Raw genomic sequence first — 23,721 nt, 5'->3', positions numbered from 1 at the left:
GTGGAGTACCGCAGGCTCGGCGCGAGCGGGCTCGCCGTCAGCGAGATCGCGTACGGCAACTGGCTGACGCACGGCGAACCCGGCTGCGTCACCGCGGCGCTGGACGCCGGCGTCACGACGTTCCACACCGCGGCGGCGTGGGACGGCGGCGCGGCCGAAGAGGCTTACGGGGCCGTGTTTTCCGGACTGGACCGCGACGAACTGGTGCTGTGCACCGGGGTCTTCTGGCCGGAGGGCCCGGGCCCCAACGCCGCCGGGCTGAGCCGCAAGCACGTGATCGCGTCGTGCGAGGGCTCGCTGCGGCGGCTGCGCACCGACCACGTCGACGTCTACCAGCTGCTGCGCTTCGACTACCGCACCCCGGTCGCGGAGACGTTCCTCGCGCTGTCGGATCTGGTGCGGCAGGGGAAGGTCCGCTACGCCGGCACTTCGGAGTGGACAGCCGAGCAGCTGCTGCAGGCCCACGAAGCGGCGCAGCGCTACGACGTCCCGCTGATCGCCAACCAGCCGCACTACTCGATGCTGTGGCGGGTCGCGGAGGCCCAGGTGATGCCGGTGAGCGACCGGATCGGCGTCGGGCAGTTCGCTTCGGTGCCGCTCGCCCAGGGCGTGCTCACCGGCAAGTACCACGACGGCCGCATCCCGGCGGGCTCCCGCGCGGCGGGACCGGCGTACGCGCGGCCGTTGCTGATGCCGGAGCTGCTGGAACGGGTGGCGCTACTGCGCGGAGTCGCCGACGACGCCGGCCTGACGATGGCGCAGCTCGCGCTGGCGTGGACGCTGCAGCACGAGGGCGTCGCTTCGACGATCGCCGGCGCGAGCACGCCCGAGCAGGTCACGGAGAACGCGAAGGCCGCCGGCATCCGTCTCGACCTGGACGTCCTGACCCGGATCGACCACCTCCTCGGCCGTTTCGTCCAGACCGACCCGCGCCTGGTGTGGTCCCCGCCCGCTCAACCCGCGCCGACCGGCAAAGCCAGCCGGCCGACCCCAGCCTGAGGCAGACCGAAGCCCAGCCGCGCCGGATCGACCGGACGTCCCGCCCCCGGACATCATGAACGAGTCGTTCACCACGTCCGACGACATGAACGACCCGTTCATGACACCGCACGCAGCTCACGCCAACCTCAAGACCAGCTCCCCACCCACTCAACCCGCACCGACGACCGGAGCACCGGCAAAGCCAGCACGAACGACCCCAGCCTGAGGCGAACCCAACCCCAGCGACACCGGACCGAACCAGGCATCCCACCCCCAGACGTCATGAACGAGTCGTTCACCACGTCCGACGACATGAACGACCCGTTCATGACACCACGCCCAGCTCACGCCACCCTCAAGACCAGCTCCCCACCCACTCAACCCGCCCCGAGGCAGACGAACGGCCTGCGGAACGGGTCCACCGCGATCGCGTCGGCCAGTGCCAGCGCGGGGCGTTCCCGCTCCGCCAGCGCCCGGTAGTAGTCGTCCATCGCGGCCGCCGAGGCGAGGTCGCCGACGCGGGACAGCGGGGCGATCACCGTCCGCGAACCGCTGGCCAGCAACGCGCTGGCGAAGCCCAGAGCTTCGTCGCCGGGCCGGATCCGGTTGAGCGCCAGCTCGCACGCGGCGAAGACGACCTGCCGCGGCGGCTGCCGCAACCCCGCCATCTCGTGGCCGAAGAGGGCGCCGTCGGCGAGTTCCAGCCGGGAGAAGAGCGCGTTCTCCGGCTCGTGGGCTCCGTGCGCCGCGAAGTGCGCGAGCTTCGCGCCGTCCATCGCTCGCAACACGGACTTCACGGTGGCCTTGGCGCCGGTCATGGTCGTCGCGGTGCGGTAGTGCGTCGTCAGCTTCTCCAGCTCACCGCGCGCCCCCGCCAGCCCGGGCCCGCGGACGAGCACGATCCGCCGCGCCCGGGACAGCGTGGTGAGCTCGGCGGCGAGCCACGCGGTCGCCGACGGCGCCACGACGGTCGGCCGTCCCCGCAGCCCCGGCAGCACGCCCCACGGCACGGCGTAGAGCGGCCCGGTCGGCACGATGACCAGTTCGCGGTCGCCGAACAGCTCGGCGAGCGGCTGGATGAGCTGCGCGTCGATCTTGTCGGCCTGCTTGCGCGCGGACGCCATGACGACCTCGGCCAGCCGCTCGGGCAGGTTGTCCGGCGCGAGCGCGTCGAGGTCGACGTTGAGCACCCGCGCGGACTCCGCGGCGGCCCCGGCCGACCCGAGCCGCACGAGCCGGCACTCGCCGCCGGCCACGACGACGGCGACGAGCTCGTCCCCGGAAGCGGCGAAGCTGATCATGGCCCGCTCCCCGAGCCGCGCGACGACTTCGTGCAGCCCGGCCACCGGCCGCGGCCGCCCCCACCGCCCGGTGTGCCACCCGAGCCGCTGGGCCTCCCGCAGCCGTTCGTTGTACTTGGCCCGCAGCCCGGCGATCGGGTGCCCGTCGTGCTGGGCCTCCTGGATCGCCTGCCCGAGACCCCGCACCTCGGCCACGCTCGCGGCGAGCTCGGGATCGGTCCCGGCGGAAAGCGGTTCGTACCGGTAGGTCTGCGCGCGGGTGCGTTCGAGCCAGACGAACAGGCGCCGGGCATCGTTGCGTTCGAGCACGAGCTTCACGGCGAGGTCGGCGAGCTCTTGGCCGTGCAACGCGGTCCCGGAGACGAGGTCGAGCCCGCCCATCCGGTCACGGACGGCGTCGAGTTCGGTGAGCCCGGACCGGATTTCGGTGAGCGCCTTCGCCCGGCTCCCCTGCGCGACGGCGAGCTCGGCCCGGCAAAGGCGCCGCAGCATCCGGTAGTCGATGGGGGTGAGCTGCCCGGGCCGCGGGACGGTGCGGAGCGTCTCGGCGGCTCGTTTGAGGTTGCCCCGCCGGATGTCCAGCCGCACGGCGAGCATCCGCGCGGTGGCGGCCTGCTCGGCCAGGCGCGGGAGCGGCAGGGTTTCGGCCGTCCGGATGGCCCGGTTCGGCAGCGCGGCGGGGATCTCCCCGGAGCGCAACGCCTCCCGGACATCGGCCTGCAACCCGATGATCTTCGCGTTGCCCGCGCAGGTCTGGCAGCCCACCTTGAGCATCCGGCGCCGGGCGGATCCGGCCATCTGCCTGGCGAGCACGAGGTCGTCGGCCAGCAACGCGGCCTCCGCGCGGTGCAGTTCGATGTAGGCCAGTTCCCGGGTGACGCTCGGCTGCGACCGCATCGACTCCGCGAGGTCGTCGAGGTGCTCGCCGGCCTCACCGGCCAGGCCGGCGGCCAGCAGCGCTTCCGCCTGCTCCAGCCTCAGCTGCGACGGCACATCGAGGCCGAGGGCCCGGTACGACCGCTCACTGACCTCGTACAGGCGAAGCGCCTCCGGGACATCACCGGTGCGAAGCGCCAAGGTCCCGAGAAAACGGCGCCCGTCGGCCGCGTCGGCCCGCAGCTCGAACTTCTCCGCGAGCTCGATCGCGCGGTTCAGGTCTTCACGCGCTTGGGCGACGTTGCCCAGCTTCGTGTGCACCCACCCGCGGGCGGCGAGGGTCTGGACCAGCCCGACCATGCGGGGCTCGGCTTCCAAGGTGTGGTCGAGCCAGTAGCGCCGGTGTTCCATCGAGGCAGCGAAGTACCCGAGGCTGTCTTCGTTCCGGCCGACACTCATCAGCCGGGCCCCGTAGTTGTGCTCCAGCGCGGCGCTCAGCTCGGCGCGCACCACCGGATCCTCGACGCCGGCGATGAGCCGGCGGATGTCGTCGAGTCCCGCGAGCCCGGCTTTGAAGTCACCGGAGATCTCCGAGGTCAGGGCCACCAGCGTGCTGGAGAGCCGGATCCGCGTGACCATCCAGTCGGTGTGGTGCTCGGGTGCGACCGGATACATCCCGTCCAGCAGGCCCATCCCCTTGCGGAGCAGGCGGACACCTTCGTGGAAACGCCCGAGGCAGGACACGTCCGAAGCTGTCTGCTGGAGTTCGCGGACCCTGACGATGACTTCGGTCGGGTCCAGCTTTGTCACAGGCACTCCCCTATGACAGCACAGGCTGTTGCAGAACGGAGCCCGCCTACCGGTCGAAGATCGGCAGGCGGGCGGTCACATCTTGGTGAAGCTCAGCGGGCCACCTGGTAGCACGGCGGCGCGCAGTTCGGCGTGACGACCGGTCCGTCGGTCTTCGGGACCGCGATGTGCTCGTGGTCCAGGTGGACCCAGCCGTACTCGTCGGGCTCCGGGTGCGGGACCACCGGGCCGGCCTTCTCGATCGGTTCCGGCGTCTCTTCCGGTTTGGTGTCTGTGGGCGTCGACATGGTCGATCTCCTCTCCCCTGGGGATCTGCATGGGGACGCTGACCGTGACGGTGAGTCCCCCGTCGCGAGGCCCTCTCCCCGCGAACGGCCCAATAGTTGCACAACGGAGCAATGATCGGGAGGGTTTTAGCTACGGAAAGTCAGCCCAACCGGCTGTGAACAGGCTCGACGTCCCGGCGGGAACGTCCTAAAGGGTGAAGTCTGTAACGACGTCCACACCGGACGTGCATTCCGGGCGGATCCGCGGGTACCACCCGACCATGAAGCTGACCTCCACCGTGCTCGGCGCGCCGGAGCCGCGCGCGCTCGCCGCTTTCTACTCGACACTGCTCGGCTGGCCGATCCGGACCGATGAGCCGGAGTGGGTGACGCTGCGGCCGGACGACGGGAGCGCCGGGCTGTCGTTCCAGCTCGAAACCGGGCACGTGCCGCCCGTCTGGCCGCCCGCCGACGGCACCCAGCAGATGCAGCTGCACCTCGACATCGAAGTCGACGACCTCGAGGGAGCGACCGCCACCGCGCGAGCCGCCGGGGCCGTCGTCGCGGACTTCCAGCCGCAGGACGACGTGCGCGTCTGCTTCGATCCCGCCGGGCACCCGTTCTGCCTCTGGACGAGGTGACGCCCCGCGTTCGACCGGTCACAGGATCCGCTATGTTCGGCTCAGGTCCTGGTCGTGGCGAACGGAGTTGAGTCCTGTGGGGGTGCACCGGATCTGGCACCACGGCTTGGTCCCCACCGAAGGAAAACGCCCCCTGGACGCCTTGCGCAGCAGGCTGATCACCCGCCAGCGGCAGCACGACGACTACACCGTCACCGATCTCGGCTCGTCCGACGACGGCGGATCGCGCCGGTGCGACCTCGAATTCGCTTACGGCGACGGCGAAGGACGCTACTCCGTTCAGGTATTCCTGTCCCTCTGCTACCGCGCCGGCGAGGACCGGGTGACGTGGTTGCTGGCCGCGGCGTGCACGCGGCCGTGGCGCAGCTGCCACGTCGCGCCCGCGCACCGGATCGGGCTGGAGGAGCTGGGCGCGAGCGGCCACGACGAAATCCCGATCGAAACCCCGGTGCTGGCCATGCGCGGCTGGTCCCGCGAGGAGTGCGACCACCTCGCCGACCTGCTGGGCGAGGCGCTGGTGGCGCCGTGGCGGACGTCGGCGGTGCTGGTGCTCGCCGAGCCGCCGACGGTGCCGGTCGCGGGCTGGGCCGGGCTGGTCAACGTCTTCGACGTCGACGACCGCTTCCGCCGCACGCTCAACCGGAACGTCCCCCTCGGCTGCGCGGTCCCGGCGGGCGCGCGGCTGTACGCGCCGCCGTGCGACCAGCTCCCGGACTTCGTCGAGACGGCCAGCCCGGTGAACGGCGAAGCCCTCGAAGGCGCGATCACGCAGCTCATCCAGGCGCGCGGCCGGACGCCGCTGCCGGAGGAGTGGGCCGACGTGGCGAGCGTGCGGGCCTGGTACGCGGCCGATCCGTTCGTCTCGCCGGAGCGCGAGCCGGACGCCGGCCTGACCGAGAAGCTCGACCGGGCCGAGCGCGAGCTGGCCGAGGCCCGCCGGGTGATCACGATCCTGCGGAAGAAGGCCAAGGCCCACGCCGAAGAGCGCGATCGCCACGCCTGCGAGGTGAAGGCGCTGCGCAGCCGGCTCGAGGACGTCTCCGCGACCGAAGTCGGGTGCCTGCGCGAGCAGCTCGCGCAGCTGCAGGCGACGGTGGACGACTACGCGCGCGAATTCGAGGAGACCGAAGCCGAACGCGACGAACTCAGGCGCGTCAACGGGTTGCTGGCGGGCCGCCTCGCCCGCCACCACGAAGCGGACGACGAAGTGGCCGCCGCCGGCCGCCCGCCGGAGGAGTTCTCCAGCTTCGCCGAGCTGGTCAAGGCGGCGGCGTCGCTCGCGCACCTCGTGCTCACGGCGGAACCGGCGCCGGCCGCGATCCTCGACCACCACCCGAAAGCCGCGGCCTGGCGCCGCAAGGCGTGGGACGCGCTGCGGACCCTCGACGCGTACGCGAGCGCGCGCACGTCGCTGCTCGACGCGGGCCAGGACCCCGGCCCCGAGCTGTCGGACGTCCTCGCGTTCGCCCGCACCGGCCAGCCGGGTTCCCTGATCAGCGCCAACATCATCGCCTTGGCCGAGTCCGACACGGTGACCACGAACGAACGGCTCCGCCAGGCCAGGACGTTCCGCGTCGACCCCCGCACCAACCCGGCGGGCCGCGACTACTTCGGTGCCCACATCGCCTTGGAGCGCTTCAAAGCACCGGCGCCGCGCCTGCACTTCCTGGACGACACGGACCGCACGGGCCGGGTGTATGTCGGTTATCTGGGCGCCCACCTGCCGACGTCGAAGACCAACTGAGCGAGAATCGGCGCCCATGAAGGAAAAGAACCTGGCGTACTGCTGGATCCCGCGCGGCGAGCGGGTGCTGTTCCTCCGCCGCACGGCCGGGGTGTTCCGCGCGGGCGAGTGGGAACTGCCGGGCGGGACGGCCGAGCCGGGCGAGCCGTTCGAGACGACGGCGGTCCGGGAAGCGGTGGAGGAAACCGGTTTGCGGGTTCGCGTCACCGGCGAACTGGCGCGGGATTCGTGGCCGGACATCGCGGGGCGCGATCTGCGGATCCACGCTTTCGTTTACACGACCGAGGAAACCGGCACCGGCGAGGTCGTGCTCAACCCGGCGGAGCACGACGACTTCGCGTGGCTGACACCGGCGGAAGCCCGGGAACTGCCGCTACCGGACCACTTCCGGCGACTGCTCGGTCCGTCCTGACCGGGCGGCCAGCACCGCGGCGAGGCCCTCGCGCAGATCCCCGACGAAGTACCCGGGCACTTCCAGCGACGGGAAGTGTCCCCCGGCTTCGGGCGAGCACCACCGGACGATCCGCCGGTACCGCTCCCGCGCCCACGGACGCGGGCACTTCTCGATGTCGCGCGGGTACATGGTGATCGCGGCCGGGACGTCGACCCGGAGCTCGGGGTCGAGCGAGTTGTGGCTTTCGTAGTAGATGCGAGCCGCCGACGCGCCGGTCCGCGTCAGCCAGTACAGGGTGACGTCGTCGAGGATCCGGTCGCGGGAAATCCGTTCGAACGGGCTGTCTTCGGTGTCCGACCACTCGGCGAACTTGTCGAGGATCCAGGCGAGCAGCCCGACCGGTGAGTCGACGAGCGAGTAGCCGATGGTCTGCGGCCGCGTCGCCTGCTGCTTCGCGTACGCCGCGCGGTTGCGCCAGAAGTCGCGCGTCTCCTCGGCCCACTTCCGCTCGAGCGCCGTCAGCCCGTCCGCCGGCAGCCCGGGCGGCCCCTCCGCGAACGTCGTGTGGATGCCGAGGACGTGCGCCGGGAACCGGCCGGCGAGCACCGTGGTGATGTTGCCGCCCCAGTCGCCGCCGTGCGCGAGGAACTCGCGGTAGCCGAGCCGGCTCATCAGCTCCACCCACGCGGCCGCGATCTTCTCGGTTCCCCACCCGGTCGTGGCCGGTTTGTCGCTGTAACCGAAGCCCGGCAGCGAGGGCGCCACGACGTGGAACGCCGGCGCGGCCGCGTCTTCCGGGTCGGCCAGCTCGGCCACGACGTCGACGAACTCGGCGACGCTGCCCGGCCAGCCGTGCGTGAGCAGCAGCGGCGTCGCGTCGGCACGCGCGGATCGGCGGTGCAGGAAGTGGATTCCCAGCCCGTCGACGGTCGTGCGGAACTGCCCGATCCGGTCGAGGCGCGCTTCGAACGCCCGCCAGTCGTACCCGGTGCGCCAGTAGTCGACGACCTCGGCGAGATCGGCGAGCGGAACGCCCTGGTCCCACCGGCGCGAGCCGTCGACGGTCTCGGCTTCTGGTAATCGCGCGGCGGCCAGCCGCGCACGCAGTTCGTCGAGGTCGGCGTCGGTCGCGCGGGCTTCGAAGGCGTGGACGTCGCTGGTGGGCATGGGACCTCCTCGGTCGAGAGTGAACCGGCTTAGACGGTTCTAACATGCCGACACGGCCGCGGGCAACCGGCTAAGCTGGTTCCATGCGTGCTGAGCACCCCGACTTCCGCCTCGGCAGCGTCCTGGCGACCAGCTTCACGGCGACGCTGACCGAGCGTCAGGGCAACGCCGTGGAGCGCATCCCGACCCCGCACCGCCTCGCCGACTGGCTGGCGGTCAGCGGCCTCGCCGTGCCGTCCTGCACCCCGGCCCAGCTCGACCTCGCGCGCGAACTGCGGGAGTCGATCCACGCCACGGCGACCGCGGCGGCCCTCGATGAGCCCCTCCCCGCGGCCGCCGTCGAAGTCCTGAACGCCCGCAGCGCCCAGGGCCGGGCAGCGGCTTTCCTGACGCCCGAAGGAAAGCGGATCTGGCGGCTCGGCCCGGCGTCCGGTGTGGAAGACGCCCTCGGCGTGATCGCGGCCGACGCGATCAGCATCGTCGCGGGCGAACGGGACGGAAAGCTGGCCTTGTGCGCGTCGCCGACCTGCCGGGCGGCTTTCTTCGACACAAGCCAGAGCCGCAGCCGCCGGTGGTGCGACATGAACACGTGCGGGAACCGGCAGAAGAAAGCGCGCTTCAACGCCAACCAGCGCAAGAAGAGCTGAGTCCCTCACTCCAGGTCGACGACGAAGCCGGCTTTTTCGGCAAGCACCCAGTGCGCACCGGAGTCGGCGATGACGGCTTTGCGGCCGATGTTCGGTGGCGTCATCAGGACGGCGTCACCCGGCTGGCCTTTCTTGATCTTGACCATGGCGCCGAACGCCACCTCGGCCTCATCGGCGTTGACGAAGCTCACGTACTGGCAAATGAGCGTACGCGGGTCAGCGGGATCAGCGGCCTTCCAAATGCCGTTGGTGTAGTCCTGCACCTTTCCGCGATTCGGGGTCCAGCAGCTTCAGGCGTGCAGCGCCTCGTCCTGCCGCAGCCATCGCCGGCGCGGCGAGGGCCGGCACGATGGCGGCGGCGACAGCCACGACCAGGCCGGCGCCCGATCGTCCGTGGAAATGGGTCGTGCCCGAGATATCTCGGGCACGACGTTCGCGATCTTCTTTCCCGTCGAGGTGTTGTCCGTGGAACCCGTGGGTGGTCGATCCGGAGTGTCATCCACCGGATTCCTCCCGAGCACGATGCGGGCAGGAGAGAGGAACGATACGTCTTTCCAACCCGCCCTGCAGGTCAACACCGCGCCGCCGCCGGCGTCACCAGTGACGGTCATGACCTACCGTCCGGCGACGGCGGCCCCATCGCCGAAGATTTCCACATCGAGCTCACGATGTGCGGAATCATCGAAGCGCTCCCGGGGAACCACTTGGGCGGACACCAACAGCGCATCGACGGCCTGCCGCAGCACCTCGCGACGATGCGTGGCGCGTTCACGTCGCTCGCGCCGCTCGGCATCACGCCTCGCCGACCACTGGTTCCAGAGGCCGAGCATTCCACCGAGCACAGTGCCGACAAGGGTCATCCAGCCGTTCACCCAGAGCGTGTCGTTCGGCCACCGACACCCATTACGCAAACATGCAGCTTCGGCCGACCTCGGAATGTCATACTGGGTCGATGGCACAGGAGCGGGCTGATTCTGTCAGTGCGGCGAACCGTTTCGACGGCGAGGCGCATGGCACCCTGATCCAGGTGGGGTCGATGCAAGGCAGCATTTTCCTCGACAACCGGTATTCCCGTGAGTTTGTTTCGGTCGACTTTTCCCTGGCTCCGGATTTGACCGGTCGCTCGGCTGAACTCGACGTGCTGGCGGACGCATTCACGGGCGTCCCGTCCAGACCGGTCGTCCGGGTGCTCGTCGGCGAGCGTGGAGTGGGCAAGTCGGTGCTGGCCGCGGCCCACGGCCGTCGTCATCAGGATCACTACGGGTCGATGTTGTGGGTCGATGCCCGTGAGCCGAGCCAAGCCGCCGAGCAGTGCGGTAACTTGCTGAACGTGCTGGCCCCGGGTCAGCCCGCCGTCGGCAATCCCGTGGATGTGCTGCACGGCCACTTGGCGAGGCCGGGCAAGCCGTGGCTGCTGGTCTTGGACGACGTCCGGTACCCGAACCTGTGGTGGCGGTTGATTCCAGCCGCCGGGCCCGGCAACGTGATCATCACCAGTGCCGCCTCCGGGTGGCGGAACTACACCACGATCGAAGTCGAGCCGCTCGCCGTCGAAGCGGCCACCAGCCTGCTTCGGCACACGGCAGGAGCACTGACCGAGCCGGCGGCTCGAGCTCTGGCCGCGTTTCTCGGTGGCTCACCCCGGACGCTGATCGGGGCCGGCGAGGCATTGGCCACCAATACGGCCGTCGGGTGGGCGGACTACCTGCGGCGGCAGTCGACGGGACAAGCCGACAGGCACGCAACAGACTCCGCGGACCAGGCGCACGTCACCGGGAGAGCCCATCGGGGCTGCGCAGCCGCCGGATCGCTGCAGGACGGTCACCAGGAGTTGTTCGTGGTCGACCGCGATCGTCGACTGGTACGCCGGTGGAACGACCTGGAGCAGCCATACGGGCGCGAAGCACCATCGGGCTGGTCGCGGTGGTGGCCGATGGACGAGCCCGAACCCGTATACCGGATAGCCTGCTCGAGCTTGCACGCCGGGCACCTGGAAATCTTCGCCGTCACCGGCGATCAGGGCTTGATCCACCGCTGGTACGAGGGCAGCCCGGGGAGGTGGTCTCCGTGGCGGGTCCAGGCCACCCCCGGCAAGATCACCGGCATCGCCGCGGGCTCGCCCTGGGACGGCCACCAGGATCTGTTCGTGGTCACCGCCGACGGCCGGGTCTTCACCCGAAGATTTCCCGACGGCGATCCCCGGGACTGGTCGGAGTGGGAGGACTTCGAAGCACCGGAGCCCGTCGTCGGAGTGGCCTGGTCGGGGATGAACCGCCCGCGCGGTCATCGCGAGTTGTTCGCCGTCACCAAAGCCGGACGAGTCCTGCACCGGTGGGATCACCTGGACACCGGCGGAGGCTGGAGCGACTGGACCGACATGCACGCTCCGGGCCGCGTCCGGACCGCCACAGCCGGATCACCGCGGCGGGCCCAACAGGACCTGGTTGTCGTTCTGGAGGACGGTACCGCCTTCGCCCGGCGATACGGCCACGCCGGCAAGGAATGGGCTCCGGACTGGACACCGATGTCGGCCTCCGAACCCGTCGTCGCCATCACCAGCTCGTCACTGACCTCTGGACACCTGGAACTGTTCGCCACGACCCGCCACGGGGCTCTGCTGCACCGCTGGTACTGGACTGGCACGGGATGGACCGATTGGGAACCGTTCGAAATGGCGCCCCGAGGATCCTGACCACGATCAGCGGGCGCCTTCGAGGTCCTCGAGACCGAGCCGCCACCAGTTCTCGCCCGCGATCACGTGCAAGTCCGGTCCCCTGCCGATGACCCGCGTCCCCGCCGGCAGCGGCTTCCCGTCCGGGTCGGCGAGCAGGTGCTCGCCGGTCACCTGGAAGCGGTCGTCGGTCAGGACGCCGGTCACGAGCCGGTTGCCGTCAGGCCGGTAACCGCCGTACAGGGCGACGCGGGAGCCGTCCGTCGCGAGCGTCTTCGCGCCGCTGACGTCGTTGTGCCAGCCGGTCACCGCGTCATCGCGGACCCGGACGAGCGGGAAGTCCCTGTAGTAGCAGGCCCACACGGTGTCGTTGAGGGCGTGGCAGTCGTCGATCGAACGCCCGGCGTTCTGCGCGGAGAACTCCCATTCCCGCGTCAGCGCGGCGGAGAAGCGCACCAGCCCGCTCGCGCCCAGCGGCGGCGGCCTTCCGGCTCACCCCAGCCGAAGTCCGCACGTGCTCGATGCCGTCACCGAGCGTCCCTTCGAGCAGCGGTGTCCCGGTGGAGTCGTACACGATTGCGTTGCCCTCCGGCCGCCACCGGCAGCAGGAACCGACGACGAGCACCCGAGATCCGCGCGGCGATCACCACCTCCGGCGAGTACACGGCCACGCGCGCCGCGACGGGCCGTGACGTCCGGGTGCCCGGGAACGTCGCGGCGCCTGGGCTCTCCGTCCGCGCGATCAGCTCCTCCGGCTCCGCCGCCCACAAGGCGACGACCTCGCCCGCCGGGCCGATCGACGCGGAGACCAGTGCGTCCCCGTCCTCCGGCGCCGAGAGCCGGGCGTGACGCCGGGCGCGGATCGTGGACGGCCGGCGCGGGTCGAGCCAAGCTTCGAGCACGCACCATTCGACCACGCCGTGACGTCCATCCCGTTGCGCCACGCGGCATTTCGTGGCGTCCCAGGTGGAGCGCACCTTCCCGCCACCCATTGCGCGAACCGGCATTTCGTGGCTCCTCGAGCAGGCCCTTAGCTTCGCACCCATGGAATGGAGCTTCAAACCAGCCGAAGAACTCCTTGCCGCGCTGCGCACCGGCGCCGTGACATCAGGGGAACTGACCGACGAGGCGATCGCCCGGATCGAGCGCGACGACGACGTGGTCAACGCGATCTGCGTGCCCGACTTCGACCGCGCGCGGGCCGCCGCACACCGAGCCGACCAGGCCCGCGCGCGGGGTGAGGACCGGCCGCTGCTCGGCGTTCCGGTGACGGTCAAGGAGTCCTACGACGTCGCCGGGCTGCCCACGACCTGGGGCCTGCCGGCGCACCGCGACCACCGGCCGGCCGCGGACGCGGTGCCGGTGGCGCGGCTCAAGGCCGCGGGCGCGGTGGTGCTCGGCAAGACCAACGTCCCGTTGGGGCTGCAGGACATCCAGAGCTTCAACGACCTCTACGGCACCACCACCAACCCGTGGGACCGCGACCGCACGGCGGGCGGCTCCTCCGGTGGGTCGGCAGCGGCGCTGGCGTCCGGGTTCGGCGCGCTGTCCGTCGGCTCCGACCTCGCCGGCTCGCTGCGCACCCCCGCCCACTTCTGCGGGGTGTACGCGCACAAGCCGACGCTCGGGCTGGTGGCCAACCGCGGCATGGTCGCGCCGTCCGAGCCGGCCTTGCCGGTCGAGCTCGACCTCGCCGTCGTCGGCCCGATGGCGCGCACCGCCCGCGACCTCACGCTCCTGCTCGACGTCATGGCCGGGCCGGACCCGCTGACGCTCGGCAAGGCGTACGACCTGACGCTGCCGCCCGCCCGCCACGAGCGGCTCGGCGACTTCCGGGTCCTGGTCCTCGACGACCACCCGCTCCTGCCGGTCGGGTCCGCGGTCCGGGCGGGCGTGCACCGCGTGGCCACCGCGCTCGCCGACGGCGGCGCCCGCGTCGAACGGCACAGCCCGCTGCTGCCCGACCTGACCGAAGCCGCGACTGTCTACATGCAGTTGCTGATTTCGGGCGCGATCGCGCGTTTTCCCCTGGAGTCGCTGGAGCGGCTGCGGGCCCACGCCACCGGTCTCGACGCCGTCCGGCTGCACGCCATGGAGTTCAGCCACCGCGACTGGCTCGAGGCGAACCACCGCCGCGAGGCCCACCGCCACGGCTGGCGGCAGCTGTTCGCGGAGTTCGACGCGGTGGTCTGCCCGATCACGCCGACCCCGGCGTTCCCGCACGACCACCACCCCAACCCGATGGAACGGCGCATCACCATCGACGGCGCCGACCACCCGTACTTCGACCAGCTCGTCTGGGCCGGCCTGGCCACCATGCCCGGCCTGCCCGCCACGGCCGTCCCCGCGGGCCGGTCGCCGGAGGGCCTCCCGGTCGGCGTCCAGCTCATCGGCCCGGCGTTCGAGGACCGCACCCCACTGCGGCTGGCGGAACTGCTCGAACAACGAATCGGCGGCTTCCAGGCACCGGAGTAGGCAGCTCAGCGCTGTTTCTTCCCCTGCTCCAGCAGGGTGACCAGTTCGGCGATGCGGGCCGCGCGGACGTCGGGGCGGCGGGTCGTCGCGTCGATCCAGCGCAGGTAACCCTTGCGGTAGAACGTCGCGAGCGAGTCGAAGAACGCCTTGGCTGCCGGGCTCGCCGCCAGCGCCGCCACGATGTCGTCGGCCAGGTCCTGGCGCTGCGGGCCCTCCGGCGCCAGTTCCGCGTCGACCCGGTCGCCCGCCCCGAGGCCGTTGTCCCGCCGCCACGCCTCGCCCAGTCCCAGGCCGAGGTCGGTGCCGAAGCGGCCGAGCGGGCCGCGGACCTGGCGCCCGCCGACGGTGCCGGTGACGTGGTGGGTGTCCTTGCGGGTCCACACCTCGTCCGGGTCGAACGGCACCGGCAGGTACACCCGGCCCCGGGGGCCGGTCGTGATCGTCCCGGTGAAGCGCTGCCGCCGCATGCCCCGATGCTAGCGGCGCGTGAGGAGTTCTCGAGCCTCTCTCCGTCTCACCTTTCGACCGGACACCACGAGCGGAAGGATGACCGGGATGAGCGCACCGGAGGACCTGGCCCAGGTCGACGAGCCGGCCTTCACCGGGCCGGCGGAGCGGCACCGGCGGGAGCCGCACGTGCACTGCTACCGGATGCTCGGGTCCTTCGAGGACGCCGAGGACACCGCGCAGGAGACGTTCCTGCGCGCCTGGCGGCGGCGGGAGACCTTCGAAGGGCGTCGACGTTCCGGGCCTGGCTCTACCGGATCGCCACCAACGCCTGCCTGGACCTGCCGGCCAAGTGCCGCCCGGAGCCCGCGACCGGCGGCGAGGTGCGGTGGCTGCAGCCCTACCCCGACCGGCTGCTCGACGAGCTGCCCGCGGGCCGCGCGGACGAACCCGAGACCGTCGCCGTCGCGCGGGGGACGATCGAGCCGGCCCACCTGGTCGCCGTCCAGCACCTGGCGCCGCGGCCGCGGGCCGTGCTGATCCTGCGTGACGTGCTCGGCCGGCCCGCGCCGGCCTGCGCGAGCGCCGGGACTGGACGAGCGGCGAGGAGGACGCCGGCACGCGCGAACTGGTCCGACGCTTCACCGACGCCAGCGTCGCCACGGACATCGACGCGCTCGCCGCCCTGCTGCGCGACGACGTCCGCTGCTCGATGCCGCCCACCCCGGGCCTGCGGATCGGCCGCGCCGCGGTCGTGGACGACTGGCGCGAGGACGGGTTCGAGAGCATGAAGGGCCTGCGCGCGGTCCCCACGTCCTGCGCGTCACCGGCGGGGCCTGCCGGCGGTCACCGAGACGGCATCGACGGGCGGGTGAAGCCGGCAAAGAGGCCGTCAGCCGCCCGGAGCTCGTTTCACCAGGTACCGCAACAGCACGCTCGCCCCGTCCGTCAGCACCGAGGCCAGCTCCAGCGCCGCCGGATCCACCATCCCGCCGACAGCGGCGCGGCTCGACGTCCCCGCCACCAGGAACGGCGCCACCGTCAACCGGAACTCGTCGACCACGCCCGCCTCGATCAGTGAGCCGAACAGCTTCGGCCCGCCCTCGCAGTCGATGCGGCCCAGACCCTCGGCCACCAACGTCGAAACCACGCCCGAGACCCCGTCCACCACGAACACCCGCGCGCCGTTCGACGCCCACGCGGCGCGCAACGACGCCGGGGCCGCCGCGGACGTGAACACCAGCGTCGGGACCGCGGCTTTCGTGATCACCGGGGCGTCCGCCGGCAACGAACGGCCGGAAGTCACCACCGCCACCGGCGCGATCGGGGCCAGCCCGAACCGGCGGCGGCGCTCGGCCGTCCGCTCGTCCGGGCGCATGCCCTCGAACCCCTCCGCCACCGCCGTCCCCGCGCCCACCAGGACGACGTCGGCCAGGTCGTTGCCGAGGCGGTAGACGATCCGGTCCGCGGGCGTCGAGAGAGCTCCCGACACGCCGTCGACCGTGATCGCGCCGTCCGCGCTCGACACGAAGTTCACCGCCACCCAGCGCGGGTCGGCCGGGTAGGCGTACAGCTGCTCGAGGTCCGCGTCGGCGAGGTCGCGCCCGGCCGGCCAGACCTGCCGGATCACTCCCACCGGACCGCCTTCGCCGGCGGGCGGGTGCCCGCGATGCTCGCCGCCATCTCGGCCACGTGCCGCGTCGCGCGCGGGTGCGCCGTGCGGAGGATCGCCGCGCCGGCCGACGCCGTCAGCGCCGCCAGCGCCAGCCCGGCCGGGGTGCCGTCGCCCGCGACTGCGGCCAGCACCGGCACGTCCGACGGCAGCGACGGCGCTTCGCGCACCACTCCCACGTCGAGGACGGCCCCCTCGGCGGGCACCCCGCGCGCGACCGCGTCGGACACCGACGGGCCGGCGTAACCCGCGCCGTACCGGGCCGCGACGTCGACGAGGTCGGCTCGCGCGAGGATCAGGTCGGCGCCCGCGTCACAACAGGCCGCCGCGACCGAAGCGTCCGCGGTGTCGACCGCCAGGACGAGGCCGGGAAAAGTCTCTCGGGCCCACGCGACCAGGGGTTCGACGCCGGTTCCGGCGAAACCCACCAGGTCGGCGCCGTCCGCGACGGCGCTCGTGACCGCTTCCCTCGCCGCGTCGGGCTCCGGGAGCACCTGCACCACGGCCAGCACCAGCGCGTGGTCACTGCTCGACCGGCGGCCCCGGAAGACGAGGTCGGGGGTTCTCATCGCGTGCTCCCTGCTGGACATCCGTGCTTCGCGATCATAAGCGAGCAGGCAGGGCAACACCCTTCGCCGTCAGGTGGCGGGGCACCGTCGCCGGGCCACCCGACTCTCGACGGACTTCCTCAGGAGGCGAGCGCCTCGTTGATCGCCTGCAGTTCCTGCGCCGTGCGGGTGGCGGCGAACTCGATGACGTCGTACCGGGCGAGGCGCTGGACCACGAACGGGTCGCTGGCGAGCACGGCGTCGAGCTTGCCCCGCAGCATCGGGCGGGTCAGTATCACGTGGTCGGCGGCGCCGCTACCTTTTCCGCAAACCAGGAACAGTCCTTTCGTGAATTGTTTGCGCACCCACTCCGAATGGTCCGGGAGCGCGTAGTCGACTTCTGTTTCGGGCGCTGTGTAGGTCAGCAGTGCGATGTACATGATTCGATGGTAGAACTCCGGCGGCCACCGCGCACCCGAAGTTCCGGTCAAGAAAAAGAGAATTCCTTTACCAACACTTTTTCGACATTCTCGCCGGTTGCCGTACGCCCGTTGTCGTACGACGCGGTGTCGCCGCAGAGCCGACGCGGCGGCTTCGCCGGCGCGCGACACTTCAGACCATGAACGCACTGACGAGGATCTGGCACGACGGACGGCGGGCCGAACGCCTCGCCTACGTCGTCGGCGCGGCGCTGTTCCTCAGCGGCGCGGGGCACGCGGTCGCGCTGCTCGCCACCGGCGGCTCGTGGCTGGGGCCGCTGTCGCTGCGCAAGGCCGTCACGTTCGGCCTGTCCTTCGGGCTGACGCTGGCGTCGGTCGCCTGGGCGACGTCGTTCCTCACCCTCCGCACCCGGTGGCGCGCCGCGCTGCTCGGCGCCTTCACCGCCGCGAGCGTCGTCGAAGTCGTCCTGGTCAGCCTGCAGGCCTGGCGCGGGGTGCCGTCGCACTTCAACTTCGAGACGCCGTTCGACAACGTCGTTTCGATGACGCTCGCCGCGGGCGGCGGCGTGCTCATCGTGGTCGTCATCGGCTTCACGGCCGCCGCGCTGGTCGAGCCGGGGCCGGCCGCGCCGAGCCTGCGCCTGGCCGTCCGCGCCGGTCTCCTCGTGCTGCTCGTCGCGCTGGCCACCGGCGCGGTGATGGTCGGCCGCGGCGTCGTGGCGGCCCGCGGCGGCGACCCGCAGCTGGCCTACACGACGGCGGGCGCGCTCAAGCCGTTGCACGCGGTCGCGATGCACGCGATCCTCGTGCTGCCCGGGCTGGCCTGGCTGCTGCGGTCCACCCGCCGGCCCGAGGCGCACCGGCTGCTCGTGGTGAAGGTCGCCGTCGCCGCCGACGCCGTGCTGACCGCCGTCATCGGCGTCGAGTCCTTCACCGGCACGGATCCCTTCGCCGCCCCGCTGCCGGTCATGGCCCTTTCCGCGCTGGCCGCCCTCGTGCTGGCCGGCACCGGCGGCTACGCGCTGAGCGGCGGTGAACCGCGTTCCCGATCCGTACGTGTTGGCGATGGGAAGGCAAGGGGCCGGTAAAGCGGCGGACGGAGAACACGCGTGCGGCACGGTACGACCACCAGGGGCCTCTTCCAGCAGGGCCAAGCCCACAGCCCGTCGTTCTTCTCCGTGGCGAGGGCGATGGGGCAGCACGCCGACGACCTCGCGGACTTCTGCATCCCCTGCAACCCCTACTTCCCCACCGACGAGATGTTCGGCGAGCTGGAGCGCAACCTCCGCACGATCCTCAAGTTCTACCCGAGCGATTCCGGCGCGATCACCGCGCAGCTGGCGAGCGTGCTGCGGCTCAACCCGTCGACGATCTCACTCGCCAACGGCTCGACCGAGCTGATCACCTGGATCGACCAGCTGCTGGTCGGGTCCAGCGTCGCGGTGCCGATCCCGACGTTCGGCCGCTGGACCGACCAGCCGCTGGAAACCGGGAAGCGCGTCGACATGTTCGTGCTCAAGGAAGCGAACAACTTCGAGCTGCGCGTGGACGAGTACCTCGACTTCATCAAGCGCCGCGGTTCCCGGGTCGCGGTGCTGTGCAACCCGAACAACCCCGACGGCGGCTACCTGTCCCGCCGCGAAGTCATCCGGTTCATGGACGCCCTCGAAGACCTCGACCTGGTGGTGATCGACGAATCGTTCATCGACTTCGTCGAGGTGGAGATGAACGCGTCGGTGGCCGCGGAAGCCGTCGTCCGGCCGAACGTGATCGTGCTGAAGAGCCTCGGCAAGAACTTCGGGCTGCACGGGATCCGGTTCGGCTACCAGGTGTCGAACCCGGCGTTGACGCGCAAGCTGTCCGGTGCGCTGCCGAAGTGGAACCTGAACTCGCTCGCCGAAACCGTGATCTTCATGCTCGCCGAGCGCCGCGCGGAATACGAGGAAAGCCTCAAGAAGCTCGCGCTCGACCGGTTCATGATGAATTCGCAGCTGAACCAGTTCCAGGAACTGACGGTCTACCCGTCGCAGGCGAACTTCCTGCTCGTCAAGCTGCCCGGCTCGGTCGACGGCGCCGAGCTGTGCGAATACCTGCTCGCCGAGCACCACCTCCTGGTGCGCCAATGCGGCAACAAGATCGGCATGACCAGCCAGTTCATGCGCTTCGGGGTGCGGCCGGACACCGAGGTCGAGCGGCTGGTCGAAGGGTTGCGCGGGGTCGAGCGGCTCGGCGGCGGGCGGCACGCGACGCCGGCGATCGAGCTCGTTTCGCACTCCCGCGAACCGGAACGGTCGATCAGCTGAGCACCTGGGCGATGGCCGACTTCCAGGCGAACACCCGACCGTTCGCCGAGCTCGACCGCGCCGGCCGCACGCGCCGCCTGCGCCGGCTCGCCGAAGCGGCGTTGACCGCCTACGCCGTGCCGGTGGCCCGGCTGACCCCGCTGGCGCACGGGCTCAACACGGCGTTCCGCGTCGACGGCGCGGACGGCCACCGGTACGTCCTGCGCGTGCAGCGCCCGGACGGGCCGGGACCGGCGCGGGTGCGGTCCGAGATGGCCTGGCTCGCCGCGTTGTGCCGCGAAACCGACCTCGTCGTCCCGCGGCCGGTGCCCACGCGCGAGCGGGACCTGATCGCCGTGGTCGCCGACCCGGCGGTGCCGGAACCCCGCACGTGCGTGCTCTGCCACTGGGTCGACGGCCGGTTCGTCGACGAGCGGCTCAGCCCGCCGCAGCTGTACGCGCTCGGCGAGTTCACCGCGCGGCTGCACCTGCACGGCGCCCGGATGAACGGCCTCGACCGCGGCCGCGTCGACGACCTCACCGAGTTCGGCCGCACGCAGGTGGACGGCTTCTCCCCGGCGGTCGTCGACCGGGCGGTCGCGCGGACGGGCGACGAACGGATCCGCGACGCGGTCGCCCGCGCCCGCGCGGTGCGGGCGGAGCTGGGCTTCGGCGCCGACGCGTTCGGCCTGGTGCACGGCGACCTGCGCCAGGTGAACTACCTGTTCCACCGCGGCCGGGTGCGGGCGATCGACTTCGACGACTGCGGGTTCGGGCACTACGCGTACGACCTGGCGGTGACGCTCGCCGAGCTCCGGCACCTGCCACAACGGGAAGAGCTGCGGGAAGCACTGCTGGACGGCTACCGCTCGGTGCGCCCGGCCGCCGCGACGACCGACCCGCTGGTGCTGGCCGCGTTCGCCGGCCTCCGCCGCGTCCAGCTACGCCTCCGCTGACCCCGCCAACGCGCACTTTCACGTGAAAGTGCGCGCCACTTTCATAGGGAAAGCTACGACGTTACAGGGCGGCGCTACAATTGCTATATGGCCGGGCGATCGAGCAACGCCACCAGCACCCGTGACCGGCTGCTGCTGGCCGCGGGTCAGCTGCTGCACGAGGCCGGCGACGGGCCGGTGTCGACGCGGGCGATCTGCGAGCGCGCCGGCGTCCAGGCACCCACGCTCTACCACCACTTCGGCAGCAAGCAGGGCCTGCTCGACGCGGTCGTGAACTACGGCTTCACGCAGTACGTCCAGGCCCCGGACGCCGGCGGCGACCCGGTGGACCGGATCCGCGCGGGCTGGGACCGGCACGTCGAGTACGGCTTGGCGCACCCCGTGTTCTACGTGCTGCTCTACGGCCAGATCGAGCCGGGCGTGCCGTGCAACCTCACCTCGAGCGCGGAAGCGCTGCTGCTGGAGCTGTTCACGCCGCTGGCGCGCGAAGGCCGGTTGCGCGTCGAGGCCGCGGAGGCCGCGCGGCAGTTCGCGGCGGCCAACAGCGGGGTCACCTTGAGCCTGATCGCCCAGCCCGCGGACGACCGCGACCCGGCGATGTCCGCGCAGGTCAGGGAGTCCGTGCTGGCCGGGCTGCTCGCGGACGAACCGGCCGGCGGCTCTTCCGTCGGCGCACTGGCTGTCGCTTTGTCGACCGCGCTCGCCGACGACGTCGACGCGCTGACGACCACCGAGCGTCAGATGCTGCGGGAGTGGCTGCACCGGATCGCGGGCTGACGCTCGGCGCTACATTCGCTACATTGACGTCTATGACAAGTGTAGTGAAGCAGTTCGGCCTGTTCCTCGCCCCGCACCGCGACGACGCGGCCCGGAAGGAGCAGGCGATCGCGGCGGACGAACTCGGCTACGGCGCGGTCTGGCTCGGCACCGGCCGGAACTCGGTCGGCGACCTCGCGTTCGTCGAAGACGTGCTCGCGTCGACCGAGCGGATCACCGTGGCGACGGCGATCGTCAACATGTGGGTCGACGAGCCGGAAACCCTGGCGGCGTCCTACCACCGGCTCGCCGGCCGCTACGGAAAGCGCTTGCTGCTGGGCATCGGCGTCGGCCACCCCGAGTCGGTGACCGAATACCGCAGCCCCTACGACAAGATCGTCGGCTACCTCGACCGGCTCGACGCGGCCGGCGTCCCGGCGGACGCCCGGATCCTCGCCGCGCTCGGCGACCGCGTGCTGAAGCTGGCCGCCGAGCGCACCGCGGGCGCGCACCCGTACCTGGTCCCGGTGGCGCACACACGGCACGCCCGGTCGATCCTCGGCCCGGGCAAGCTGCTCGCCCCCGAGCAGAAGGTGGTCGTCGACACCGACCCGGTGGCCGCGCGCGCCATCGGCCGCCCGTACGTCCAGAACCCGTACCTGGGCCTGCGGAACTACGTGACGAACCTGCGGCGCCACGGCTACCCGGAGGCGGACGTCGAGAGTGGCGGCAGCGACCGCCTCATCGACGACCTCGTCCGCCACGGCTCGCCGGAGACGATCGCGAAGGACCTGCGGTCCCATGTGGACGCCGGCGCGGACCACGTGGCGGTGCAGGTGCTCGGCCCGTCCCCCGACGTCGAACTGGCGCACCAGCGCCAGCTGGCCGAGGTGCTGCTCTGATCAGTCCGGTGCCGGGGCCAGCGCGTTCAGCGCCTTGACGATCGTGCGCTCCTCGTAGGCGAAGTGACCTTCCAATTCGGACGCGAGCCGGTCGAGCTCGGCGCGTAGCCGCGCAGGATCGCTTTCTTCGTCCACGAGCCGCTGGATCTCCTCCTGCAGCAGCGCGACGACGGCGTGCTCCTCGCCGAGCTTCGCCAACGCGGGCGCGAGCGCCGGGAAGCGCGCGGCGAGCATGGGGAAGATCGCCGTGCCTTCCCCGGTGTGGTGGCGGGTGAGCGCGGTGCAGAAGCCGGAACACTTCGTGCTCAAGCGCCGCAATTCCCCGCCCCGCAGGTCCCGCAGCTCGGCGCGGAACCAGTCGTGCACCTCGACGAGCCAATCGCCCAGGCGACGGCCGTGGTCGAGCCGGTGCAGCTCGACCACGGGCAGGATCCGGGTCGTTCGCGCCTGGTAGGCCGCGAACCCCGGTTCCCGCCCGACCACCGCGGCGAACAACGCGTCGCGGTCCGGCGGGAGCGCGGCCATCGCCTCGAACGTCTCCGTGTGGGTTTCCACGGTGACCAAAGGGTTGTGGCGGATGTTGTGGTACCAGGCGGGGTGCTTCGGCGACCCCATCGCCGAAGCCACGACGACGAGCCGGCCGTCGATCGTCAAGTCCCCCAGGGGAACCCGGTGCGGCCGGCCCGTGCGGGAACCGGTCGTGGTGAGCTGGATCAAGCTGGTCCTTTCCGATGAAGGGAAATCACCGGAGGCCGTGAGCCGACACGGAATGGGGCGCGCGGAGGGCACACTCCTGCCGGGGAAAGGCAGAACGTGTCGATCTCAAGGGGGCTGAGTAGCCACTACCTCCGTGCGTAGGCCCATCCGGGGCGCATTCGCACAGTAGCACGGGATCAGCGCGCGGCGTCGGCGGCTTTCTGCGCCTCGTTGGCGGCGGCGTCGGCCTGTTCGTAGCTTTCCTTCGCCTGCTCGAACTCGGCCGTCGCGCGCTCGGCGCGTTCCTCGGCTTCGGCGAGCCGCGTGCGCAGGTCCTCGACCCGCGCGGTCGCCTGCTCGGCGGCCCGTTGCGTGCGGACGAGGTCGCGCTCGACGACCGCGCGCTCCTTCGCCAGTTCGGCGGCTTCCTTGCGCAGGCGGTCGCGTTCGGCGCGGGCGCGCGCCCGCTCCTCTTCCTCACGGCGGTGATCGCGCTTCGGCTTCGCCGGCTCGGCCTGGTCCACCAGCTTCTTCGACCGCTTCCCGGTGGCGGGCGGGACGGTGGCGGCGAGGGTGAACCACTGGTCGGTGTCCTGGTGCGCGACCGACGTCAGGCGCCCGGCGACCGCGAGCGCGGCGGTGTCCGGATCGGCCGCGACGGCTTCGAGCGTCGCCTCGACCTCGCGGGACACGGTGTCGCTCATCGACGGCAGCCCGTGCACGATCCGCCGCACGAGCTCGCCTCGGCGCCGGGTCAGCGCGCGCAGATCGTCGCCGGCGAGCCGGGTGTGCGCGTCCCGCAGCTCCTCGCCCAGCTCGGCGAGTTCCCGCAGCTGGCTGTCGTCTTCCCGCGCCAGCCGGTTGACGATCGCCGCGGCCGTCGTCGGCTTCCGCAGCTCCTTGATCTGCTTCGCGAGCTCGGCGTCCCCCTCGGCCTTGGCGGCCTTCGCGGCGGCGTTGCGCGCGCTGACGAACTCCGCGAGGTCACCCCCGTAGAGCTCGCCGGCCACCGTGTCCAAGTCCATCGTGCTCCAGCGAACCACATCGGA

The 23,721-nt window shown here is 71.5% G+C and carries 27 protein-coding genes; 13 read left to right on the top strand and 14 right to left on the bottom strand.

The features are described from left to right. The gene (locus MUY14_RS46155; protein ID WP_247019399.1) at window positions 1–999 is read left to right on the top strand and encodes an aldo/keto reductase; all 999 of its coding nucleotides are present in this window, start codon (window positions 1–3) and stop codon (window positions 997–999) included. 359 nt (window positions 1,000–1,358) lie between these two features. On the opposite strand, the gene MUY14_RS46150 is transcribed toward MUY14_RS46155, so the two are convergent. Beyond that, complete coding sequence (locus tag MUY14_RS46150; RefSeq protein WP_247019398.1) at window positions 1,359–3,968, bottom strand: CHAT domain-containing tetratricopeptide repeat protein; 2,610 nt, start codon at window positions 3,966–3,968, stop codon at window positions 1,359–1,361. Between the two features lie 92 nt (window positions 3,969–4,060). Then, on the bottom strand, window positions 4,061–4,255 hold the full coding sequence (locus tag MUY14_RS46145; protein ID WP_247019397.1) for a hypothetical protein: 195 nt from the start codon (window positions 4,253–4,255) through the stop codon (window positions 4,061–4,063). A 260-nt stretch (window positions 4,256–4,515) separates the two neighbouring features. Between MUY14_RS46145 and MUY14_RS46140 the strand changes: the two genes are divergently transcribed. From MUY14_RS46140 to MUY14_RS46130, 3 genes are all read left to right on the top strand, one after another. After that, a complete protein-coding gene (locus MUY14_RS46140; RefSeq protein WP_247019396.1) occupies window positions 4,516–4,875 on the top strand; it encodes a VOC family protein in 360 nt (119 codons plus the stop codon). Between the two features lie 142 nt (window positions 4,876–5,017). Continuing rightward, window positions 5,018–6,619, top strand: a complete 1,602-nt coding sequence (locus MUY14_RS46135; protein ID WP_247019394.1) for a hypothetical protein — start codon at window positions 5,018–5,020, stop codon at window positions 6,617–6,619. A gap of 16 nt (window positions 6,620–6,635) precedes the next feature. Continuing rightward, the gene (locus tag MUY14_RS46130; RefSeq protein WP_247019392.1) at window positions 6,636–7,031 is read left to right on the top strand and encodes an NUDIX domain-containing protein; all 396 of its coding nucleotides are present in this window, start codon (window positions 6,636–6,638) and stop codon (window positions 7,029–7,031) included. Here the strand turns inward: MUY14_RS46130 and MUY14_RS46125 are convergent. Continuing rightward, entirely contained in the window at window positions 6,993–8,180 is a 1,188-nt protein-coding gene (locus tag MUY14_RS46125; protein WP_247019391.1) for an epoxide hydrolase family protein, read from the bottom strand. The genes MUY14_RS46130 and MUY14_RS46125 overlap by 39 nt on opposite strands. Before the next feature lie 83 nt (window positions 8,181–8,263). Between MUY14_RS46125 and MUY14_RS46120 the strand changes: the two genes are divergently transcribed. Further along, window positions 8,264–8,827, top strand: a complete 564-nt coding sequence (locus MUY14_RS46120; RefSeq protein ID WP_247019389.1) for an ABATE domain-containing protein — start codon at window positions 8,264–8,266, stop codon at window positions 8,825–8,827. A 5-nt stretch (window positions 8,828–8,832) separates the two neighbouring features. On the opposite strand, the gene MUY14_RS46115 is transcribed toward MUY14_RS46120, so the two are convergent. From MUY14_RS46115 to MUY14_RS46105, 3 genes are read right to left on the bottom strand one after another with little or no spacing between them, the layout of a single operon-like run. Then, the gene (locus MUY14_RS46115; protein WP_247019387.1) at window positions 8,833–9,090 is read right to left on the bottom strand and encodes a hypothetical protein; all 258 of its coding nucleotides are present in this window, start codon (window positions 9,088–9,090) and stop codon (window positions 8,833–8,835) included. A 27-nt stretch (window positions 9,091–9,117) separates the two neighbouring features. Continuing rightward, window positions 9,118–9,438, bottom strand: coding sequence for a hypothetical protein (locus MUY14_RS46110; protein WP_247019385.1), 321 nt, complete (start codon window positions 9,436–9,438; stop codon window positions 9,118–9,120). 3 nt (window positions 9,439–9,441) lie between these two features. Then, window positions 9,442–9,699, bottom strand: coding sequence for a hypothetical protein (locus MUY14_RS46105; protein WP_247019383.1), 258 nt, complete (start codon window positions 9,697–9,699; stop codon window positions 9,442–9,444). Window positions 9,700–9,779: 80 nt separating this feature from the next. Between MUY14_RS46105 and MUY14_RS46100 the strand changes: the two genes are divergently transcribed. Then, entirely contained in the window at window positions 9,780–11,519 is a 1,740-nt protein-coding gene (locus MUY14_RS46100) for a hypothetical protein (RefSeq protein WP_247019382.1), read from the top strand. Between the two features lie 6 nt (window positions 11,520–11,525). Here MUY14_RS46100 and MUY14_RS46095 read toward each other — a convergent pair whose 3' ends face one another. Together MUY14_RS46095 and MUY14_RS46090 are read right to left on the bottom strand one after the other, a co-directional pair. Next, window positions 11,526–11,954, bottom strand: coding sequence for a hypothetical protein (locus tag MUY14_RS46095; protein ID WP_247019380.1), 429 nt, complete (start codon window positions 11,952–11,954; stop codon window positions 11,526–11,528). Window positions 11,955–12,025: 71 nt separating this feature from the next. After that, entirely contained in the window at window positions 12,026–12,505 is a 480-nt protein-coding gene (locus MUY14_RS46090; RefSeq protein WP_247019378.1) for a hypothetical protein, read from the bottom strand. A 37-nt stretch (window positions 12,506–12,542) separates the two neighbouring features. Between MUY14_RS46090 and MUY14_RS46085 the strand changes: the two genes are divergently transcribed. Further along, window positions 12,543–13,973, top strand: a complete 1,431-nt coding sequence (locus MUY14_RS46085; protein ID WP_247019376.1) for an amidase — start codon at window positions 12,543–12,545, stop codon at window positions 13,971–13,973. Window positions 13,974–13,978: 5 nt separating this feature from the next. Here MUY14_RS46085 and MUY14_RS46080 read toward each other — a convergent pair whose 3' ends face one another. After that, window positions 13,979–14,440, bottom strand: coding sequence for a YdeI/OmpD-associated family protein (locus MUY14_RS46080; protein ID WP_247019374.1), 462 nt, complete (start codon window positions 14,438–14,440; stop codon window positions 13,979–13,981). 79 nt (window positions 14,441–14,519) lie between these two features. On the opposite strand from MUY14_RS46080, the gene MUY14_RS46075 reads away from it, so the two are divergent. Continuing rightward, entirely contained in the window at window positions 14,520–14,960 is a 441-nt protein-coding gene (locus MUY14_RS46075) for a sigma factor (protein ID WP_315863248.1), read from the top strand. 352 nt (window positions 14,961–15,312) lie between these two features. Here the strand turns inward: MUY14_RS46075 and MUY14_RS46070 are convergent, their stop codons facing one another. The 3 genes from MUY14_RS46070 to MUY14_RS46060 all read right to left on the bottom strand — a co-directional run bounded on the left by MUY14_RS46070 (window position 15,313) and on the right by MUY14_RS46060 (window position 17,080). Then, the gene (locus tag MUY14_RS46070; RefSeq protein WP_247025541.1) at window positions 15,313–16,050 is read right to left on the bottom strand and encodes a dihydrofolate reductase family protein; all 738 of its coding nucleotides are present in this window, start codon (window positions 16,048–16,050) and stop codon (window positions 15,313–15,315) included. Next, window positions 16,047–16,661 carry a dihydropteroate synthase gene (locus MUY14_RS46065; RefSeq protein WP_247019372.1) on the bottom strand — a complete coding sequence of 205 codons (615 nt, stop codon included), beginning with the start codon at window positions 16,659–16,661 and terminating at the stop codon, window positions 16,047–16,049. The genes MUY14_RS46070 and MUY14_RS46065 overlap by 4 nt, the downstream gene beginning before the upstream one ends. Window positions 16,662–16,780: 119 nt before the next feature. Beyond that, the gene (locus MUY14_RS46060) at window positions 16,781–17,080 is read right to left on the bottom strand and encodes a YciI family protein (RefSeq protein ID WP_247019370.1); all 300 of its coding nucleotides are present in this window, start codon (window positions 17,078–17,080) and stop codon (window positions 16,781–16,783) included. A 179-nt stretch (window positions 17,081–17,259) separates the two neighbouring features. Here MUY14_RS46060 and MUY14_RS46055 point away from each other — a divergent pair, with 179 nt between their 5' ends. From MUY14_RS46055 to MUY14_RS46035, 5 genes are all read left to right on the top strand, one after another. Beyond that, window positions 17,260–18,168 (top strand): hypothetical protein, encoded by a 909-nt coding sequence (locus tag MUY14_RS46055; RefSeq protein WP_247019368.1) that lies wholly within the window; start codon window positions 17,260–17,262, stop codon window positions 18,166–18,168. Window positions 18,169–18,189: 21 nt separating this feature from the next. Next, complete coding sequence (locus MUY14_RS46050) at window positions 18,190–19,383, top strand: histidinol-phosphate transaminase (RefSeq protein WP_247019366.1); 1,194 nt, start codon at window positions 18,190–18,192, stop codon at window positions 19,381–19,383. An 11-nt stretch (window positions 19,384–19,394) separates the two neighbouring features. Beyond that, a complete protein-coding gene (locus MUY14_RS46045) occupies window positions 19,395–20,318 on the top strand; it encodes a phosphotransferase enzyme family protein (protein ID WP_247019364.1) in 924 nt (307 codons plus the stop codon). A gap of 87 nt (window positions 20,319–20,405) precedes the next feature. Next, window positions 20,406–21,095 (top strand): TetR/AcrR family transcriptional regulator, encoded by a 690-nt coding sequence (locus tag MUY14_RS46040; protein ID WP_247019362.1) that lies wholly within the window; start codon window positions 20,406–20,408, stop codon window positions 21,093–21,095. A gap of 32 nt (window positions 21,096–21,127) precedes the next feature. Beyond that, window positions 21,128–21,976: an LLM class F420-dependent oxidoreductase gene (locus MUY14_RS46035; RefSeq protein ID WP_247019360.1), complete on the top strand. Its 849-nt coding sequence runs from the start codon at window positions 21,128–21,130 to the stop codon at window positions 21,974–21,976. On the opposite strand, the gene MUY14_RS46030 is transcribed toward MUY14_RS46035, so the two are convergent. Continuing rightward, entirely contained in the window at window positions 21,977–22,765 is a 789-nt protein-coding gene (locus tag MUY14_RS46030; RefSeq protein ID WP_396126670.1) for a nitroreductase/quinone reductase family protein, read from the bottom strand. Between the two features lie 104 nt (window positions 22,766–22,869). Further along, window positions 22,870–23,697 (bottom strand): hypothetical protein, encoded by an 828-nt coding sequence (locus MUY14_RS46025; protein WP_247019356.1) that lies wholly within the window; start codon window positions 23,695–23,697, stop codon window positions 22,870–22,872. Between the last annotated feature and the right edge of the window lie 24 nt (window positions 23,698–23,721).

This window comes from Amycolatopsis sp. FBCC-B4732 (genome assembly GCF_023008405.1).
Lineage (GTDB): Bacteria > Actinomycetota > Actinomycetes > Mycobacteriales > Pseudonocardiaceae > Amycolatopsis > Amycolatopsis pretoriensis_A.
The sequence above is the reverse complement of the archived record's forward strand: the minus strand, read 5'-3'. Positions and strand labels throughout refer to the sequence as shown.

What these genes read in the sequence shown, in the direction of transcription:
- MUY14_RS46145 (WP_247019397.1), bottom strand. Translation starts at nt 4,255, where the DNA reads ATGTCGACGCCCACAGACACCAAACCGGAAGAGACGCCGGAACCGATC.
- MUY14_RS46140 (WP_247019396.1), top strand. Translation starts at nt 4,516, where the DNA reads ATGAAGCTGACCTCCACCGTGCTCGGCGCGCCGGAGCCGCGCGCGCTC.
- MUY14_RS46130 (WP_247019392.1), top strand. Translation starts at nt 6,636, where the DNA reads ATGAAGGAAAAGAACCTGGCGTACTGCTGGATCCCGCGCGGCGAGCGG.
- MUY14_RS46125 (WP_247019391.1), bottom strand. Translation starts at nt 8,180, where the DNA reads ATGCCCACCAGCGACGTCCACGCCTTCGAAGCCCGCGCGACCGACGCC.
- MUY14_RS46120 (WP_247019389.1), top strand. Translation starts at nt 8,264, where the DNA reads ATGCGTGCTGAGCACCCCGACTTCCGCCTCGGCAGCGTCCTGGCGACC.
- MUY14_RS46110 (WP_247019385.1), bottom strand. Translation starts at nt 9,438, where the DNA reads ATGACCGTCACTGGTGACGCCGGCGGCGGCGCGGTGTTGACCTGCAGG.
- MUY14_RS46100 (WP_247019382.1), top strand. Translation starts at nt 9,780, where the DNA reads ATGGCACAGGAGCGGGCTGATTCTGTCAGTGCGGCGAACCGTTTCGAC.
- MUY14_RS46090 (WP_247019378.1), bottom strand. Translation starts at nt 12,505, where the DNA reads ATGCCGGTTCGCGCAATGGGTGGCGGGAAGGTGCGCTCCACCTGGGAC.
- MUY14_RS46085 (WP_247019376.1), top strand. Translation starts at nt 12,543, where the DNA reads ATGGAATGGAGCTTCAAACCAGCCGAAGAACTCCTTGCCGCGCTGCGC.
- MUY14_RS46080 (WP_247019374.1), bottom strand. Translation starts at nt 14,440, where the DNA reads ATGCGGCGGCAGCGCTTCACCGGGACGATCACGACCGGCCCCCGGGGC.
- MUY14_RS46075 (WP_315863248.1), top strand. Translation starts at nt 14,520, where the DNA reads ATGACCGGGATGAGCGCACCGGAGGACCTGGCCCAGGTCGACGAGCCG.
- MUY14_RS46065 (WP_247019372.1), bottom strand. Translation starts at nt 16,661, where the DNA reads ATGAGAACCCCCGACCTCGTCTTCCGGGGCCGCCGGTCGAGCAGTGAC.
- MUY14_RS46060 (WP_247019370.1), bottom strand. Translation starts at nt 17,080, where the DNA reads ATGTACATCGCACTGCTGACCTACACAGCGCCCGAAACAGAAGTCGAC.
- MUY14_RS46055 (WP_247019368.1), top strand. Translation starts at nt 17,260, where the DNA reads ATGAACGCACTGACGAGGATCTGGCACGACGGACGGCGGGCCGAACGC.
- MUY14_RS46045 (WP_247019364.1), top strand. Translation starts at nt 19,395, where the DNA reads ATGGCCGACTTCCAGGCGAACACCCGACCGTTCGCCGAGCTCGACCGC.
- MUY14_RS46040 (WP_247019362.1), top strand. Translation starts at nt 20,406, where the DNA reads ATGGCCGGGCGATCGAGCAACGCCACCAGCACCCGTGACCGGCTGCTG.
- MUY14_RS46035 (WP_247019360.1), top strand. Translation starts at nt 21,128, where the DNA reads ATGACAAGTGTAGTGAAGCAGTTCGGCCTGTTCCTCGCCCCGCACCGC.
- MUY14_RS46025 (WP_247019356.1), bottom strand. Translation starts at nt 23,697, where the DNA reads ATGGACTTGGACACGGTGGCCGGCGAGCTCTACGGGGGTGACCTCGCG.